This window comes from Micromonospora marina (assembly GCF_900091565.1).
In the GTDB taxonomy this organism is placed as follows: domain Bacteria; phylum Actinomycetota; class Actinomycetes; order Mycobacteriales; family Micromonosporaceae; genus Micromonospora; species Micromonospora marina.
Genome location: NZ_FMCV01000017.1, coordinates 94,563 through 110,858 on the forward strand (window position 1 = coordinate 94,563; position 16,296 = coordinate 110,858).

Sequence of the window (16,296 nt, forward strand, 5' to 3'; positions counted from 1 at the left end):
CGACTCCGTATCGACCCGTGACGTTGCCCGCGAGCATGCCATCCTGAGCGGCAGATCAAAAGGCAGGTCGGAGGATATTTCACGTAACAACAATCTCTTTGTCGAAAATGGAGCCCGTGGGATGTGCGTCACTGCCGTACACAGTGGCCGTTGCGGAGAGCGAGCGACGCTCACCTCCGCGCGGACGGCGGCAGAAAGCGGGCGCGGACCCGTCCGCTGTGCCAAGCTTCGGGCATGGACGACAAGACCATCCTCAGCCGGATCTCGGAACTCGTCGACGAGGAGCACCGGCTGCGTGCCGACGCGCAGCAGCACGAGGCCGGCACCGACGACGAGGCGCGGGAGCGGCTGCGCGCGCTGGAGGAGTCGCTGGATCAGTGCTGGGACCTGCTGCGCCGCCGCCGGGCGGCCCGTCAGGCGCACGGCGACCCGGACGCCCAGGGCGAGCGTCCGGTGCCGGAGGTCGAGCGCTACCTCCAGTGACCCGGACCGGACCGGCGTCCCGGGCGGTCTCCCGCCCGGGACGCTCGTCGGTCAGCGGATGCCCGCCTCCCGCAGCAGCGCCTCGGTCAGCGCCGCCGGGTCGGTCACCGTCGCGGGCATCCCGCGCGCGGTGAACCAGGCGGCCACCACCCGCACGTCGCGGGCCAGGAAGTCGGCCCCCTGCGGGTTCGCCACCACGTCGACCACCTGCGGCAGGTCGATCATCACCAGCCGGCCCGCGTGCACCAGCAGGTTGTACGGGGACAGGTCACCGTGTGCGTACCCGGCCCGGGCGAGCACCGTCAACGCCTCCACGAGCTGGTCCCACAGGTCGCGCAACCCGTCGTCGTCGGGCCGGGTCTGGGCCAGCCGCGGCGCGGCCTCCCCCGCCTCGGCGTCGCCGACGAACTCCAGCATCAGCTCGGTGCCGAGCAGCTGCACCGGGTAGGGCACCGCGATCCGCCCGGAGGCGGCCCCGATCTCCCAGAGCTGGGACAACGCGGCGAACTCGGCCGCCGCCCACTGCCCGGCGATCATCTGCCGGCCGAACGCGGTGCGGCCGGTCATCGCCCGCATCTCGCGGGACCGGCGCACCCGGCGGCCCTCCAGGTAACCGGCGTCGCGGTGGAAGAGCCGGTGCTGGGCGTCGCGGTACCGCTTGACCGCCAGCAGGCAGGCGCGGTCGGTGCCCGGCACGGCGCGGCGGACCAGGTGGACGTCCGCCTCCTTGCCGGTCTTGAGCACCCCGAGCTCGGTGTCGCGGGCGGCCAGCTCGGTGACCAGCCAGTCCGGATGCGGCTCGGGGCCGTGGACGGCCTGATCCCAGGAGGACCAGGCGTCCTCCGCCTCGGGCTCGGCGTCCGGGTCGGTGAGGGTCGGCGGGGTACGCCGCCCCCGCTTCAGGAAGTCGGGTTCGTCGTCGTCGAAGCGGCTCTTGCCGCGGCCACGGCGCTGCGGCGCCGGGAGGTCGTGATCGCGCACGGGTGGACATGTCCTTCGATCGAGGCTGGTGGAGGCAGGTGGAACGACCCTGCGAAAACGGCCATGACCGACCTCCTCTCCTCGACCGGGCACACCCCGGCTGCGCACTCGCGCGGCACCATGCTCGTGCGTCAACCCAGGGCGGGTCAACGGAATTTCGGCGCCGCCGCTCCCGTCGTCCGGCGTGCCGCCGCAGCGGTCAGCCGGCCAGCACGGCCGCGACGGCCGCGATCAGTCCGTCCTCGATCCGGGTGGGCGCGAACCTCGGGTCGGACCAGCGGCGTCCCCGGTGCAGCCAGACGCTGGGCAGGCCCACAGCTGTCGCGCCGCCGATGTCCGCCTCCGGGCTCTCGCCGACCACCCACGCGCCGCGCAACGGCATCCGGGCCCGCTGGGCGGCGAGCGCGAAGATCCTCGGGTTGGGTTTGCTGACGCCCGCCTCCTCGGAGATCACCCAGTCGGCGACGTACCGGTCCAGGCCGGTCTTGCGGATCTTGGTGTCCTGTTGACGGGACGCGCCGTTGGTGACCACCACCGGCACCCAGCCGGCGTCGGCCGCGATCCGCAGCGCGCAGGCCACCAGCGGGTCCAGCCGCATGTGGGCCACCACGCCGTCGTGCAACTCGTCGACCAGGTCGATCGAGGGGATGCGCAGCGCGTACCGGTCGCGGATCGCGTCCGCCACGTCCCACCTGTTGGTCAGCCCGTCGGCGTCCACGGACACCAACCAGTCGAGGTCGGCCGGGGGCGCGCCGATGCCGTCCAGGAAGCGTTCTCCCCAGACGCGGAACGGCCCGTCGCGGTCCAGCAGGGTGTTGTCCAGATCGAGCAGGAGCAACGGCACCTGGGCACCCTACGGGAAGGGCCGGAGCACCGACAGGGGCGAGGGCCCCGCCACGGCGATCAGGCGACCAGGACGGCGCGCGCCGCCCCGGCGTCGACCGGGCGGTCCCGCAGCATCGTGTGCGCCGCGCGGGTGGCGGCCAGCGCGTCCGGGTCCAGCGTGGCCACCAGCACGTCCTCGCCGGTGTCGGCGCCCCGGGCCAGCGGCCGGCCCTCCGGGTCGTACACCGCCGCGCCGCCGTTGAACCGCCACGGATCGGCGCCGCCGACCGCGTTGGCGAAGACCACGTACATCGTGTTGTCCAGCGCCCGTGCGGCGTAGTAGAGGTCGCGCCGGTGCGCCGAACCGGTCAGGTAGCCACTCGGGCAGAGGTAGCCGTGCGCGCCGTCGCCGGCCGCGGCCCGCGCGTGCTCCGGGAAGCAGCCGTCGTAGCAGACGCCCAGACCCAGCCGCCACGAGTCGACCTCGATCGTGGCACCCCCGCGGCCGGCGTCGAACAGCTCCCGCTCGCCGCTCCAGAGCTGCTGCTTGTCGTACGCGGCGGTGACCGTGCCGGCGGGGTCGACCACGAGCGAGGAGATGGTGCGCCGCAGGTCGGGGTGGCGGACGGCGGCACCGATCACCACTGCCGCGCCCGCGTCGGCGGCGGCGCAGCGCAGCGCGTCCAGCCGGGCGTCGGTCACCCGGCCGTCGGCGTCCGCGGCCACGTCCGTGGCGTCCGGGTCGGCCCCGAGCGTCGGCGGGTGGTACGCCGGCAGGAACAGCTCGGGCAGCACCACGACGCGGGCGCCCTCGGCCCGGGCGACGAGGCGGGCGGCGGCACCGGCGTTGCCGGCGACGTCGCCGGGGACCGGCTGGGCCTGGACGGCGGCGACGGTGAGCGGGCGCGTGGGAGGTGCTGACACGCGCCGATCCTAACCACCCGACGGCAGCAGATGATCTTCCAGAAACGCATCTCAAGCCGTACGTACGGTTTGCGTCGGCCGGTTCCACCTGCGACGATCCGTTCGTGCCCAGAGTAAGTCAGGACCAGCTCGACGCGCGCCGGCAGGAGATCCTCGCGGCGGCCCGGGCGTGTTTCGCCCGGCACGGTTACGAGGGCGCCACCGTGCGGCGGCTGGAGGAGGCCACCGGCCTGTCCCGTGGCGCGATCTTCCACCACTTCCGGGACAAGGACTCCCTCTTCCTGGCCGTGGCCGAGGACGACGCCGCCGCAATGGTGGAGACGGTCGCCCGCAACGGTCTCGTGCAGGTCATGCACGACCTGCTGGCCCGGGCCGTCTCGCCGGACACCACCGGCTGGCTCGGCAGCCAGCTGGAGGTCTCCCGCCGGCTGCGCACCGACCCCGCCTTCGCCAAGCGCTGGGCGGAGCGGTCCGAGGCCATCGCCGAGGCCACCCGGGAGCGCCTGCTGCGCCAGCGCGAAGCGGGCGTGCTCCGCGACGACGTGCCGATCGACGTCCTCGCCCAGTTCCTGGAACTGGCCTACGACGGGCTGGTGCTGCACCTGGCGATGGGCCGGCCGGCCGGCGACCTGGCCCGGGTGCTCGACCTGGTCGAGGAGGCCGTCCGCCGGCACTGAACCGGCAGCGGTCTCGGTCCGGTAACTACGCCCCTCCAGGAGATCGACTCTGGCGCGCCTGCTCCACAATGAGCCGCGACCCCTCCTCGCGACAGGAGCAGACGATGACCCCCTCCGACACCTGGGGCATCCCTGGCCCCGTATTCCTGCGCTGGTACCTCCTGCTCGCCGTCGTCGTTGTCGTCGGCGCGATCGTCCACCGGCGCCGCATGCTGGAGGGCACGCCGGTCGCCGTCCACGGCGGACTGGGGCCGCAGCAGGTCGCCTTCCTCAACGGCGGCGACCAGCTCGCCGTCTGGGCCGCGCTCGGCGGGCTGCGCCACGCGGGCGTGGTCGGCGTACGGCCGGACCGGCGGCTCACCACCGGCGGTCCACTGCCGGCCGGGGCCACCCCTGTGGACCAGGCGGTGCACCACGCGGCGAGCCGGGGCCTGCACACCCGTGAGCTGGCCGCCGACGAGTGGGTCCGGCGGGCGGTCGACGAGCTGCGCGACGACCTGGTACGCCGGGGCCTGGCACTGGACCAGGAGCGACGCCGGACGCTGCGGCGCGGCGCGCTGCTGGTCGGCTTCCTGCTCGCCATCGGCATCGTGCGCACGGTCACCGGACTGTTCAACGACCGGCCCACCGGCTGGCTGCTGCTCAGCCTGTTCCCGCTCGGCCTCGCGTTCGTGCTGCTCAACCGCGTGCCCTGGCGTACCCGGGCGGCCACCGCCGCGCTGAACGACATGCGCCGCCGGCACGCCTGGCTGCGGCCCGACGCCGGGCCCGCGTACGCCACGTACGGCCCGACCGAGGTGGCGCTGGGCGTGGCGCTGTTCGGCACCGCCACGCTCTGGACCATGGATCCGGGCTTCGCGGAGCAGGCCGAGATCCAGCGGCAGGCGCTGGGCCACACGGGCGGCGCGAGCACCGGCACCTCGTGCGGCGGGGGCCCCACCGCCGGTGGCGCCTCCTCGTGCGGCGGCAGCTCCTGCGGCGGGGGCGGTGGCTGCGGCGGCGGGTGCGGCGGATGACCGGTCCGTCCGGCGTCGGCATCGGCTGGCGTCCCGAGATCGCCGGCTTCGTCGCCGGGCTGCCGGGACTGCGCTTCGTCGAGGTGGTCGCGGAGGCGGTCGCCCCGGCCCGACCGCTCCCCGACGGGCTCACCGAGCTGCGCGGACGCGGCGTCGACGTCGTACCCCATGGAGTGCGGCTGTCCCTCGGCGGCGCGGAACCGGTCGACCCGGCCCGGGTGGCGCACCTGGCCGGGGTGGCCGCGGCCCTGGACGCGCCGCTGGTGAGCGAGCACATCGCGTTCGTGCGGGCCGGCGGCCTGGAGGCCGGTCACCTGCTGCCGCTGCCGCGCAGCCGAGAGGCGGTCGCCGCGGTGGTGGCGAACGTACGGCGGACGCAGGCGGAGCTGCCCGTGCCGCTGGCCCTGGAACCGATCGCGGCGCTGTTCGACTGGCCGGACGACGAGCTGGACGAGGCGGACTTCCTCACCGAGATCCTCGACGCCACCGGCGCGCTGCTGCTGCTCGACGTGGCGAACGTGCACGCCAACGCCCGCAACCGGGGCGGCGACCCGGCCGCGTTGCTGGACCGGCTGCCGCTGGAACGCGTCGCCTACGTGCACGTGGCGGGCGGCGCCGAGCACGGCGGCTTCTACCACGACACGCACACCGACCCGGTGCCCGCCGCCGTGTTGGACCTGGTCCGCGAGCTGTGCGCCGGACGCCGGCCGCCCGCGCTGCTGCTGGAACGCGACGGGCACTACCCGCCCGCCGCCGAGCTGCGCGGCGAGCTGGACGCGCTGGCCGCCGCCTCCGGTCACCCGGTGGTGACGTGAGCGGCGACCTGGCCGCCCGGCAGGCCGAACTGGTCGCCGCGCTCGTCGCCGGTGGACCGCTGCCGCCCGGCTTCGCCCCGGCACCGGTCGCGGCGGCACGCCGGGCGCTGCTGCGCAAACGGGCCGGCGACGTGGCCCGGCACTGGCCGCTGCTCGCCGCCGGACTCGGGCCGGCCTGGCCGGCCACGTTCACCACGTGGGCCGACGGCCGTCCCACGAACGGTTCGCTGCGCGACGGCTGGGACCTCGCCCGCGACCTGCGCGACCGGGACACGCTGCCGCCACTGGGCGCGGAGGAGCTGGCCGAACGCGAGGCCGCGAGCCGCTACGACGGCCGTCGCCCGCCCCGGCCACGCCGGCTGCCGGCCCTCGCCCGGACCGGCGGCGCCGTCGCGGTTCAGGTCGCCGGCCGGGTACGCCTGCTGCGGCCCGCCCCACGCTGACAGCCACCCGCCGGTACGGCAGGATCGGTGCATGGATCTCGGACTCGCCGACCGGGTGTACGTGCTCACCGGCGCCTCCGGCGGCCTCGGCTTCGCCACCGCCGAACAACTCGTCGCCGACGGTGCCCGGGTGGTCGTCTCCGCGCGTACCCCGGAACGGGTGGCCGCCGCGATCGAAGCGCTCGGTGACCCGCAGCGGGCGATCGGGCTGACCGCCGACCTCACCGACCCCGCCACGCCGGAGCGTCTCGTCGCCGCCGCCCGCGAACACTTCGGACGCCTCGACGGCGCGCTGGTCTCCGTCGGCGGCCCACCGCCCGGCACCGCCGCCACCGTCACCGACGAGCAGTGGCGCGAGTCGTTCGAGACGGTCTTCCTGGGCAGCGTCCGGCTCGCCCGCACGGTGGCCGGCGCGCTCACCGACGGCGGCGCGATCGGGCTGGTCCTGTCCACCTCGGTACGCGGACCGCTACCCGGCCTCGGCATCTCCAACGGCCTGCGGCCGGGCCTCGCCGGCGTGGCCAAGGACATGGCCGACGAGTTCGGCCCGCACGGCGTACGCGTGGTCAGCCTGCTGCCGGGACGGATCATGACCGACCGCAACTGGGAGCTGCTGGCCGGCTCCGACGACCCCGAGCGGGCCCGCGCGCAGGCCGAGGCGGCGATCCCGCTCGGGCGCATCGGCGATCCGGCGGAGTTCGGCAGGGTCGCCGCGTTCCTGCTCTCCCCCGCCGCCGGATACGTCACCGGGATCACCGTTCCGGTCGACGGCGGCGCGCTGCGTGGGCTGTGACGGTGGGTGCGGTGGCCGGGCTTTCGGCGGCGGCTCCGGTGAGCCGGGTGCGGGTGGCCGCGCCCGCGGCGAACCGGTCACGCGAGACGGTGTGCCGGTGAGCGATCGACGGCGGCCGGGCGGTGGGCGGCCCGAGGCCGCGCCCGGACCGGGCACGCCCGCCCGCCGCCACCCCCGGCCCAGCCGGGAGCAGCTCGCCGCGGCGACCGACCGGCTGCTGCCCGACGTGATCGCGCCCGGACTCGACGTGCTGTTCGTCGGCATCAACCCGGGCCTGTGGTCGGCGACCACCGGCTGGCACTTCGCCCGCCCGGGCAACCGGTTCTGGCCCGCCCTGCACCGGGGTGGCTTCACGCCGCGCCTGCTGCACCCCAGCGAACAGGACACGCTTCCGGCGCTCGGCCTCGGCATCACCAACATGGTGGCCCGGGCCAGCGCCCGCGCCGACGAACTCACCGCCGGCGAGCTGGTCGACGGCGCGGCCACGCTCACCGCCAAGGTCGAGCGCTACCGGCCGCGCTGGGTGGCGGTGGTCGGGGTGACCGCGTACCGGGTCGGGTTCGCCCGGCCGAAGGCCGGCTTCGGGCCGCAGCCGGAGACACTCGCGGCGGCCCGGCTCTGGGTGCTGCCCAACCCGAGCGGCCTGAACGCCCACTTCACCCCGGAGACGCTCGGCGCCGCGTTCGCCGAGCTGCGCGCCGCGGTCGCCGGGGGCTAGGGCTTTCGGTCGTCCGCGCCGGCTGGACCGTCGCCGGTGCCGGGAGCGCGCCCGCGCCGGTCCGCTAGTTGGCTGTGGCCGGGGGCATGGCCTCCTGGGCGACATAGGTGCCCATCGGGACCGTGGTCACCACCGGCTCCGGCTGGTCGGCCTCGGCGTGGGGCGCCGGCGAGTCGGTGACCGCGAACTGGGTGCGGTACAGCTCGGCGTACAGGCCGCCGACGGCCACCAGCTCGTCGTGCCGGCCGCGCTCCACGATCCGGCCCTCGTCCAGCACGAGGATCTGGTCGGCGTCGCGGACGGTGGAGAGCCGGTGCGCGATGACCAGCGCGGTACGACCGGTCAGCGCCACCGACAACGCCCGCTGCACCGCGGCCTCGCTCTCCGAGTCCAGGTGCGCGGTGGCCTCGTCGAGGATCACGATCGACGGGGCCTTGAGCAGCAGCCGGGCGATGGCGATGCGCTGCTTCTCGCCGCCGGAGAAGCGGTAGCCCCGCTCGCCGACCGTCGTGTCGAGCCCGTCCGGCAGCGCCCGGACCAGGTCGGCGACCTGCGCGCCGGCCAGCGCCGCCCAGATCTCGTCGTCGGTGGCGTCGGGCTTGGCGTAGCGCAGGTTCTCCCGGATCGTCTCGTGGAACAGGTGCGAGTCCTGGGTGACCACACCGATCTCGTCGCGCAACGAGGCGAGCGTCGCGTCCCGTACGTCGACGCCGCCGACCAGCACCTGGCCGTCGCTGACGTCGTAGATCCGAGAGATCAGCATGGACAGCGTCGACTTGCCCGCACCGGAGGGGCCGACCAGGGCCACCATCCGCCCCGGCTCGACGGCGAACGAGACGCCCCTGAGCACCGGCTCGTTGACCGTCCGGTCGAGGGTGGAGACCTCCTCCAGGGAGGCGAGCGACACCTCGGCGGCGCTCGGGTAGCGGAAGCGGACGTCGCGGAACTCGACCCGGCCGTTGCCGCGCGGCACCGGCACCGCGTCGGGCTTCTCGGCGATGGCCGGGCGCAGGTCGAGCACCTCGAAGACCCGGTCGAAGGAGACGAGCGCGCTCATCACGTCGACCCGGACGTTCGACAGCGCGGTCAGCGGACCGTAGAGACGGGTCAGCAGCAGCGCCAGCTTGACGACGGTGCCGGCGCTGACCGCTCCGGTGACCGCCAGCCAGCCGCCGACGCCGTACGTCAGCGCCTGGGCCAGCGACGCCACGAGCAGCATCGCGACGAAGAACGTCCGCGAGTACATCGCGGACTGGATGCCGATGTCGCGCACCCGCTCGGCCCGGCGGGCGAACCGGTCGGCCTCCACCTCCGGCGCGCCGAACAGCTTGACCAGGAGCGCGCCCGCGACGCCGAACCGCTCGGTCATCGTCGCGTTCATCTTGGCGTCGAGGTTGTACGACTCGCGGGTGATCTCGGCCAGCCGCCGGCCGACCCGGCGGGCCGGGATGATGAAGATCGGCAGCAGCACCAGCGCCAGCACGGTGATCTGCCAGGACAGCACGAGCATCGCCCCGGCGGTCAGCACGAGCTGGATGACGTTGCTGACCACGCCGGACAGCGTCGAGGTGAACGCCCGCTGGGCGCCGAGCACGTCGTTGTTGAGCCGGCTGACCAAGGCACCGGTCTGGGTGCGGGTGAAGAACTGCAACGGCATCCGCTGGACGTGGTCGTACACCCGGGTGCGCAGGTCGAGGATGATGCCCTCGCCGATGCGGGCCGAATACCACCGCTGGACCAGGGAGAAGAGCGCGTCGGCCACGGCGAGCGCGGCGATGATCAGGGCGAGCCGGACCACAGTCGAGCGGGCGTCGGGGCCGGCCCCGGCGATCGCGTCGATGACGTCGCCGGCGAGCAGCGGCGTGGCCACGCCGATCACCGCGGCGACGATCACGGTGAGCAGGAAGACGACGATGTCGCGCCGGTAGGGCCGGGCGAACGCGACGATCCGCCGGGCGGTGCCGCGCTTGAGCTCGTGGGCGGAGACCTCGTCGCGGTTACGCAGCGACCGGAGCATGCTCCAGCCGCCCATGCCGCCGCCGGCCATGGGGTGGGACACTCGTCACCTCCGGGTCGTCGGGGCAGCATCAAACCGTCGGAGTCCATTCTCCCGACGCCTGTGACAACCTCGCGGGTAACCCAGATCTTCCCTGACGGTCCTTACGGAATCGCCGTGCCGGCTATTCGCCCCGCCCGGCCAGGTCCCGGATCCGCCGGGTCTGCGCCTCCCGCTCGGCGCGCTGCTGCTCGGCGTGCGAGCGCCCGGCCGCGCCCGCGAGCAGCGCCTTGATCTCGATGATCGCGTCCCGGTTGTTCGCGAGGAGCCCGGCGGACAGATCACGCACGGCGCCGTCCAGCTCGTCGTTGGGCACCACGAGCGTGGCCAGGCCGATCCGGTCCGCCTCGGTGGCGTCCATCCGCCGGCCGGTGGCGCAGATCTCCAGCGCCCGGGAGTAGCCGACCAGCTCGACCAGGCGGCGCGTGCCGGCCAGGTCGGGAACCAGACCGAGGGTCACCTCGGCCATCGAGAGCTTGGCGTCGGCGGCGAGCACCCGCATGTCGCAGGCCAGCGCGAGCTGGAAGCCGGCGCCGATGGCGTGGCCCTGCACCGCGGCGATCGACACCACGTCCGGCCGGTGCAGCCAGGTGAAACCGTCCTGGTACGCGGCGATCCGGTCGGCGCACTCCGCCTCCGGCATCGCGGCCAGCTCGGCGAAGGAGCCCGGCCCGGTCGCGCCGGCGACCGCCAGGTCCAGGCCCGCGGAGAAGGCGCGCCCCTCCGCGCGTACGACGACGACGCGCACGTCGCCGGGCAGGTCGCGGGAGAAGTCGCTCATCGCGCGCCACATCGCCGGGGTCTGTGCGTTGAGCACGTCGGGCCGGCACAACGTCACCGTCGCGACCGGCCCGTCGCAGTCGAAGCGCACTCCGGTCGTCTCGGCGGTCACCGGACGCCCCGAGACGCGCTGGTGGACGACGCTGGGGGGCGGGTCACGCCTTCTTCCGGCGCCGGGCGCCGCCGCGCTGGCGCAGCTGCACCCCGGACTCGGTGAGCACCCGGTGGATGAACCCGTAGGAACGGCCGGTCGAGGCCGCCAGAGCACGGATGCTCTCTCCGCCGGTGTACCGCTTTACCAGGTCTTTGGCGAGCGTCTGGCGCTCGGCCCCGACGATCCGGCGACCCTTCTCAGTGCTGGTGGCTGTGCCGGTGGCTGCCATGCTGATTCCTCACGTCCCAGACTGTGCGGTTCGGATACGGTCCCACCTATTAGACCGCCTCGAACGATCATGCGCCAGATATCAACTATTCGCCAACCGACACGCTACGCAATGTCAGCTTCCCGATAGAGTGATCCTTCCGACCGGCTGATTCGTACCGCCCGCACGGGAGAACCGACACCATTTCCCCGACGTGGCTGCATCGCCGCGCTACGGATACCGCCACTTCGGCGAGCTGGTGTGGATCACGCGGATGACGGGTACACCGCCGCCGGGGGGCGCGGGACAGTCAGGCCAGCTCGACCAGCTCCAGCAGGTCGTCGGACCAGGCGTCCTCGTCACCGTCGGGGAGCAGGATGGCGCGGTCCGGCTTGAGCGCGGTGACCGCGCCCGGGTCGTGCGTGACCAGCACGATCGCGCCCGGGTAGCGGGCGATCGCGTCGAGCACCTGCTCGCGGCTGACCGGGTCGAGGTTGTTCGTCGGCTCGTCCAGCAGCAGCACGTTGGCGCCGGAGCAGACCAGCGTGGCCAACGCCAGCCGGGTCTTCTCGCCACCGGAGAGCACCCCGGCCGGCTTGTCCACGTCCTCGCCGGAGAACAGGAACGCGCCGAGGATCTTGCGCAGGTCGGTGTCGGTCTGGTCGGACGCGGCGCTGCGCATGTGCTCCAGGATCGTCCGGTCCACGTCGAGCGTCTCGTGCTCCTGAGCGTAGTAGCCCAGCCGCAGCCCGTGCCCGGGGCGTACCTCGCCGGTGTCCGGCTCCAGCAGCCCGCCGAGCATCCGCAGCAGCGTGGTCTTGCCGGCGCCGTTGAGGCCGAGGATGGCCACCCGGGAACCCCGGTCCACCGCCACGTCGACGTCGGTGAAGATCTCCAGCGACCCGTACGACTTGGACAGGCCGGTCGCGGTCAGCGGCGTCTTGCCGCACGGCGCGGGGCTCGGGAACCGCACCTTGGCGACCTTGTCCGCGACGCGGACCTCGTCCAGGCCGGAGAGCAGGCGCTCGGCGCGCCGGGCCATGTTCTGCGCGGCGACGGTCTTGGTGGCCTTGGCCCGCATCTTGTCCGCCTGCGCCATCAGGGCGCCGGCCTTCTTCTCGGCGTTCGCGCGCTCCCGGCGGCGGCGGCGCTCGTCGGTCTCCCGCGCCTCCAGGTACGCCTTCCAGCCCAGGTTGTACGTGTCGACCACGGAGCGGGTGGCGTCCAGGAACCAGACCTTGTTGACCACCGCCTCCAGCAGCGACGCGTCGTGGGAGATCACGATCAGGCCGCCCTTGTGGTTGCCGAGGAAGCCGCGCAGCCAGGTGATCGAGTCGGCGTCGAGGTGGTTCGTGGGCTCGTCGAGCAGCAGGATGCCGCCGCCGTTCTCGCCGGCGTCGCGGAACAGGATCCGGGCCAGCTCGATGCGGCGGCGCTGACCGCCGGAGAGCGTGCCGATGGTCTGGGCCAGGGCCCGGTCGGGCAGGCCGAGGTTGGCGCAGATCCGGGCCGCCTCGGCCTCGGCCGCGTAGCCGCCGAGCGAGGCGAACTGGTCCTCAAGCGCGCCGTAGCGGCGGACCAGGCGCTCGTCGTCGGCACCCTCGGCGAGCTTCTCCTCCAGCTCCTTCATCTGCGCCATCAGCACGTCCAGGCCGCGGGCGGAGAGCACCCGGTCCCGGCCGGTGACGTCCAGGTCGCCGGTACGCGGGTCCTGCGGCAGGTAGCCGATGGCGCTGCGCCGCTCGATCTGGCCGCCGTACGGCTGCCCCTCCCCGGCGAGCACCTTGAGCGTGGTGGTCTTGCCGGCGCCGTTGCGGCCGACCAGGCCGATCCGGTCCCCCGGCTGCACCCGCAGGGTGGTGTCGGACAGCAGGATCCGGGAACCGGCGCGCAGTTCCAGGCCGGTGGCAGTGATCATTTCGGAGTACTCGCTCTCGGGTCCGGAAGGGCTGATTCAGGGCACGCGAAAACGCCGGCGGGTGGTGATTTCCCGTCGGCGCGGGGCCGTTCAGCCTTCGCAGCGCAGCACGGGACAAGTGTACCGGGCCGCGCGGACTCTCTCGCCCGGATTACCGCGCAAGATCATCGGGTACCGAATTCGCCGTCCGGACCCGGTCCGGTACCGCAACCACCTCAAACGGAAACATCGGTGATCGGGGTCAACATGGAGCTGAACGAGAACGCGCGGGTCGACACCAGCCAGGTGGACGACCGGCGAGGTTCCGGCGGAGGCGGCGGGATGGGCATTCCGATCCCGATCGGCGGCGGCCGGGGCGGCATCGTGGGCATCATCATCGCCGTGGTCGTCGCCCTGGTGGGCGGCGGCTTCGGCCTCAACGCCGCCACCGGCGGCGGCGGTTCCGAACAGGGCGACAACACCTCGCTGGAGCAGAAGTGCTCGGCGCAGGACGCGCTGGAGCAGCTCGACTGCCGCAACACGCTGTACGTCAACTCGATCCAGGCGTACTGGCGTACCGCCATGCCGGAGGCGTTCGGCGAGCAGTACCGGCCGTCGAAGACGGTGTTCTTCAGCCAGAACGTCAGCACCGCCTGCGGTGCCGCCGACTCGGGTGTGGGCCCGTTCTACTGCCCGGCCGACGACCAGGTCTACATCGACCTGACGTTCTACCGGCTGCTGGCCGACCAGCTCGGCGCCGAGGGCGAGTTCGCCCAGCCGTACGTGCTGGCCCACGAGTACGGCCACCACGTGCAGAACCTGCTCGGCACCGAGGCGCAGATGCGCCGCCAGCAGCAGCGCGACCCGCAGAGCGCGAACGCCCTGTCGGTGAAGCTGGAACTCCAGGCCGACTGCTACGCCGGGGCCTGGGCGAAGAACGCCACCGGCACCGCCGACGACCGCGGGCAGAAGATCTTCAAGAGCATCACCGAGCAGGACATCTCGCAGGCCATCGACGCCGCCGAGAAGATCGGCGACGACGCCATCCAGAAGCGCTCCGGCCGGCCGGTGAACCCGGACGAGTTCACCCACGGCACCTCCGAACAGCGCAAGCAGTGGTTCACCAAGGGCTACACCACCGGTGACCCGAAGTCCTGCGACACCTTCGGCGCCGGGGTCTGATCCCCGCTGGGCGCATCGGCCCGCACCGCCGCAGACCGGCGGTGCGGGCCGATGTCCGTCTCCGCGGCCGGTCAGGCCGGCAGTGTCACCTGGCCCGGCGTGGACCGGTTGACGGTCGTCCCGTCGCCGAGCTGGCCCCCGCTGTTGTCGCCCCAGCACCACAGAGCGGCGTCGGTACGGATCCCGCAGCCGTGGTCGGTGACCGCGAGCCCGCCGGTCCAGGTGGTGGCGGCGCCGACCTGGACGGGCGCGAACCGGTGGGTGGTGCTGCCGTCGCCCACCTGGCCGCCCGAGTTCTTGCCCCAGCACCACAGGGTGCCGTCGGTACGCGACGCGCAGGACGTGTCACTGCCGGCGGCGATCCGGGTCCACGTGGTGGCGGCGCCGATCTGCACCGGCGCGGTCCGGTATGTGCCGCTCACGCCGAGCTGCCCGTACCCGTTCTCACCCCAGCACCACAACGCGCCGGACCGGATCCCGCAGGTGTGCGCGTATCCGGCCGTGACGCCGGTCCAGCCGGTCGCGGTGCCGACCTGCGCGGGCGCCGTCTGAGGAGCCAGGTTGCCGAGCCCGAGCTGCCCGTCCGAGCTGGACCCCCAACACCAGAGCGTGCCGCCGGTCCGGATACCGCAGGTGTGCCCGAACCCGGTCGAGACGCTCACCCAGTCGGTCGCCGTACCGACCTGCAACGGGGTGTTCGCCACGTACGGCGAGGTGCCGACGCCCAGCTGCGTGGTCCGGTTGAAGCCCCAGCACCAGAGCGTGCCGTCGGTGCGGATCGCGCAGGTGTGCGTGGGGCCGGCATCGACTCCGGCCCAGGTGGTGGCGGTGCCGACCTGCACCGGGGCGCTGCGGCTGGTGGTGGTCCCGTCGCCGAGCTGGCCCCGGAAGTTCGAGCCCCAGCACCACAGTGTCCCGTCCGTGCGGACCGCGCAGGTGTGCCCCGAGCCGGCGTCGACGTTCGTCCAGGTGGCGGTGCCGACCCGGGCCGGGGTGCCGCGGTTCGTGGTGGTCCCGTCACCGAGCTGGCCGCCGTAGTTCGAGCCCCAGCACCACAGTCCCCCGCCGGTGCTGATCGCGCACGTGTGCGCGCCGCCCGTGGTGACGCTGGCTACGGTGGGCGCGGCGAGCGCGGCGCGCTCGACCGGGCCGGCAGCCGCGTTCGCCGTGCCGGCCGTGAGTGCGGTGGTGAGCACGAGGCTTCCGGCGCTCATCGCCGCCGCCGCGACGAGGAGTTTCGTCGCACGGCGCCACCGGGCCCGCAGCCGGCCGTCCTGATATCCGCTCATGTAGTTGTTCTCTCCCAACGATGTCGGTGCGTGATGGCGTAGGCGAAGCTGCCCCGCGGGACGCCCGGAGACCCGCCGCTTCGTGACACCGACCCTATGCATCGAGTCGATTCGATGCACTACCGGCGAGCAGGATCGACCGATCTTTCCGGTTCAGCGGACCAGGATGTGGACCGCCCGGGCGGCGGCCACGGCCGCCACCAGCACCGCGTGCCGGGGCTCCGGCACGTCGAGCAGGCGCGCCGCGCGCAGCGCCGCGAGCGGGGCCAGCCGCCGGTCGGCCAGCACCGTGTCCACCGCCCGCCGGTCGCCGCCGCACACCAGCGCCGCCAGCGTGGCCGCCTCCGGCAGCAGCAGGCGTACGGCCAGCTCGGCCGCGTCGCCCAGGGCGGCCTTCGCCTGGTTGTCGCGCCGCCGGGCGAACCGCTGCTGGGACCAGCCACCGGCGGCGGTGCGCCCCTGCACGTACCTGGTGTCCACCTTGGAGACCACCAGGTCGGTGCCGTCGGCGACGCCGAGGGCGACCGCGCCCTTGCGGGCCAGGAGCAGGCCGAGCCGGCGGGCCGCCGTGGCGGAAGCGACGAATCCGGGTACGTCCGCCGACGCGCTCGCGCCGGGCGGGGTGTGCAGCTCGGCGGTGGCGCCGTCCGGGGCGGTGAGCAGCAGCCCGTACTCCTGGACGGTCGTCGCCGGCGGGCCGTGCCGGTCGGTGAAGCCCTCGACCCAGCGGGCGACGCGGGCCGGGTCCACGTCGACCCACCGGCCGCCTCCGGCTGCGGGTCGGCTGCTCATGGCACGACGGTACGCGGTTCAACCGGACAGCAGGGTGGCGACCGCGAGGCCGGCGATCAGCGCGCTGGACACCAGGCCGGTGACCAACCGCCCGCGCGGGCCGGCCAGCACCCGGCCCACCACCGAACCGCCGCCGGCCACGAGCAGTTGCCAACTCGCCGAGGCCAGGAACGCGCCGGTCACGACGGCGGGCGACCGGTCGAGGCGGCCGGCAGGTCGCGCTGTCGACGCGCGGCGGTGGCCGCACGGACAGAAGCCTGCTT

17 protein-coding genes and 1 pseudogene are annotated in these 16,296 nt (G+C 73.8%); 8 read left to right on the forward strand and 10 right to left on the reverse strand.

Translation table 11 applies throughout. The annotated features are described in order from the left end of the window. Nucleotides 1-234: 234 nt before the first annotated feature. Nucleotides 235-483, forward strand: coding sequence for a DUF2630 family protein (locus GA0070215_RS19295; RefSeq protein WP_013287422.1), 249 nt, complete (start codon nucleotides 235-237; stop codon nucleotides 481-483). A 51-nt stretch (nucleotides 484-534) separates the two neighbouring features. Here GA0070215_RS19295 and GA0070215_RS19300 read toward each other — a convergent pair whose 3' ends face one another. From GA0070215_RS19300 to GA0070215_RS19310, 3 genes are all read right to left on the reverse strand, one after another. Continuing rightward, nucleotides 535-1,464 carry a serine protein kinase RIO gene (locus GA0070215_RS19300; RefSeq protein WP_091048200.1) on the reverse strand — a complete coding sequence of 310 codons (930 nt, stop codon included), beginning with the start codon at nucleotides 1,462-1,464 and terminating at the stop codon, nucleotides 535-537. Between the two features lie 199 nt (nucleotides 1,465-1,663). Further along, entirely contained in the window at nucleotides 1,664-2,308 is a 645-nt protein-coding gene (locus tag GA0070215_RS19305) for an HAD family hydrolase (RefSeq protein ID WP_018788254.1), read from the reverse strand. A 59-nt stretch (nucleotides 2,309-2,367) separates the two neighbouring features. After that, entirely contained in the window at nucleotides 2,368-3,213 is an 846-nt protein-coding gene (locus GA0070215_RS19310) for a carbon-nitrogen hydrolase family protein (protein WP_091048204.1), read from the reverse strand. A gap of 104 nt (nucleotides 3,214-3,317) precedes the next feature. Between GA0070215_RS19310 and GA0070215_RS19315 the strand changes: the two genes are divergently transcribed. The 6 genes from GA0070215_RS19315 to mug all read left to right on the forward strand — a co-directional run bounded on the left by GA0070215_RS19315 (nucleotide 3,318) and on the right by mug (nucleotide 7,675). Next, a complete protein-coding gene (locus GA0070215_RS19315; RefSeq protein WP_018788252.1) occupies nucleotides 3,318-3,890 on the forward strand; it encodes a TetR/AcrR family transcriptional regulator in 573 nt (190 codons plus the stop codon). A gap of 104 nt (nucleotides 3,891-3,994) precedes the next feature. After that, nucleotides 3,995-4,906 (forward strand): TIGR04222 domain-containing membrane protein, encoded by a 912-nt coding sequence (locus GA0070215_RS19320; RefSeq protein ID WP_091048208.1) that lies wholly within the window; start codon nucleotides 3,995-3,997, stop codon nucleotides 4,904-4,906. Then, nucleotides 4,903-5,721, forward strand: coding sequence for an MbnB/TglH/ChrH family RiPP precursor modification enzyme (locus GA0070215_RS19325; protein WP_091048273.1), 819 nt, complete (start codon nucleotides 4,903-4,905; stop codon nucleotides 5,719-5,721). Before GA0070215_RS19320 ends, GA0070215_RS19325 begins: the two co-directional genes overlap by 4 nt. After that, entirely contained in the window at nucleotides 5,718-6,164 is a 447-nt protein-coding gene (locus tag GA0070215_RS19330; RefSeq protein WP_091048211.1) for an SCO6045 C-terminal-like domain-containing protein, read from the forward strand. Before GA0070215_RS19325 ends, GA0070215_RS19330 begins: the two co-directional genes overlap by 4 nt. Nucleotides 6,165-6,195: 31 nt before the next feature. Then, nucleotides 6,196-6,957, forward strand: a complete 762-nt coding sequence (locus GA0070215_RS19335; RefSeq protein ID WP_091048215.1) for an SDR family oxidoreductase — start codon at nucleotides 6,196-6,198, stop codon at nucleotides 6,955-6,957. Nucleotides 6,958-7,054: 97 nt separating this feature from the next. Then, complete coding sequence (gene mug, locus GA0070215_RS19340; RefSeq protein WP_091048276.1) at nucleotides 7,055-7,675, forward strand: G/U mismatch-specific DNA glycosylase; 621 nt, start codon at nucleotides 7,055-7,057, stop codon at nucleotides 7,673-7,675. 64 nt (nucleotides 7,676-7,739) lie between these two features. On the opposite strand, the gene GA0070215_RS19345 is transcribed toward mug, so the two are convergent. From GA0070215_RS19345 to GA0070215_RS19360, 4 genes are all read right to left on the reverse strand, one after another. After that, a complete protein-coding gene (locus GA0070215_RS19345; RefSeq protein WP_091048218.1) occupies nucleotides 7,740-9,722 on the reverse strand; it encodes an ABC transporter ATP-binding protein in 1,983 nt (660 codons plus the stop codon). A gap of 133 nt (nucleotides 9,723-9,855) precedes the next feature. Continuing rightward, nucleotides 9,856-10,623, reverse strand: coding sequence for an enoyl-CoA hydratase/isomerase family protein (locus GA0070215_RS19350; protein WP_018788245.1), 768 nt, complete (start codon nucleotides 10,621-10,623; stop codon nucleotides 9,856-9,858). Between the two features lie 43 nt (nucleotides 10,624-10,666). Further along, nucleotides 10,667-10,894 carry a helix-turn-helix domain-containing protein gene (locus GA0070215_RS19355; protein WP_007072022.1) on the reverse strand — a complete coding sequence of 76 codons (228 nt, stop codon included), beginning with the start codon at nucleotides 10,892-10,894 and terminating at the stop codon, nucleotides 10,667-10,669. Between the two features lie 289 nt (nucleotides 10,895-11,183). Continuing rightward, nucleotides 11,184-12,791, reverse strand: coding sequence for an ABC-F family ATP-binding cassette domain-containing protein (locus GA0070215_RS19360; RefSeq protein ID WP_018788244.1), 1,608 nt, complete (start codon nucleotides 12,789-12,791; stop codon nucleotides 11,184-11,186). A 246-nt stretch (nucleotides 12,792-13,037) separates the two neighbouring features. Between GA0070215_RS19360 and ypfJ the strand changes: the two genes are divergently transcribed. Next, nucleotides 13,038-13,952 (forward strand): KPN_02809 family neutral zinc metallopeptidase, encoded by a 915-nt coding sequence (ypfJ, locus tag GA0070215_RS19365; protein WP_026268571.1) that lies wholly within the window; start codon nucleotides 13,038-13,040, stop codon nucleotides 13,950-13,952. 71 nt (nucleotides 13,953-14,023) lie between these two features. On the opposite strand, the gene GA0070215_RS19370 is transcribed toward ypfJ, so the two are convergent. From GA0070215_RS19370 to GA0070215_RS19380, 3 genes and pseudogenes are all read right to left on the reverse strand, one after another. Continuing rightward, on the reverse strand, nucleotides 14,024-15,241 hold the full coding sequence (locus tag GA0070215_RS19370; RefSeq protein ID WP_091048220.1) for an RCC1 domain-containing protein: 1,218 nt from the start codon (nucleotides 15,239-15,241) through the stop codon (nucleotides 14,024-14,026). A gap of 153 nt (nucleotides 15,242-15,394) precedes the next feature. Then, entirely contained in the window at nucleotides 15,395-16,033 is a 639-nt protein-coding gene (locus GA0070215_RS19375) for an acVLRF1 family peptidyl-tRNA hydrolase (protein WP_018788241.1), read from the reverse strand. 18 nt (nucleotides 16,034-16,051) lie between these two features. Then, a pseudogene (locus GA0070215_RS19380) lies at nucleotides 16,052-16,267 on the reverse strand (lysine transporter LysE); the annotation flags it as partial. Nucleotides 16,268-16,296 lie beyond the last annotated feature (29 nt).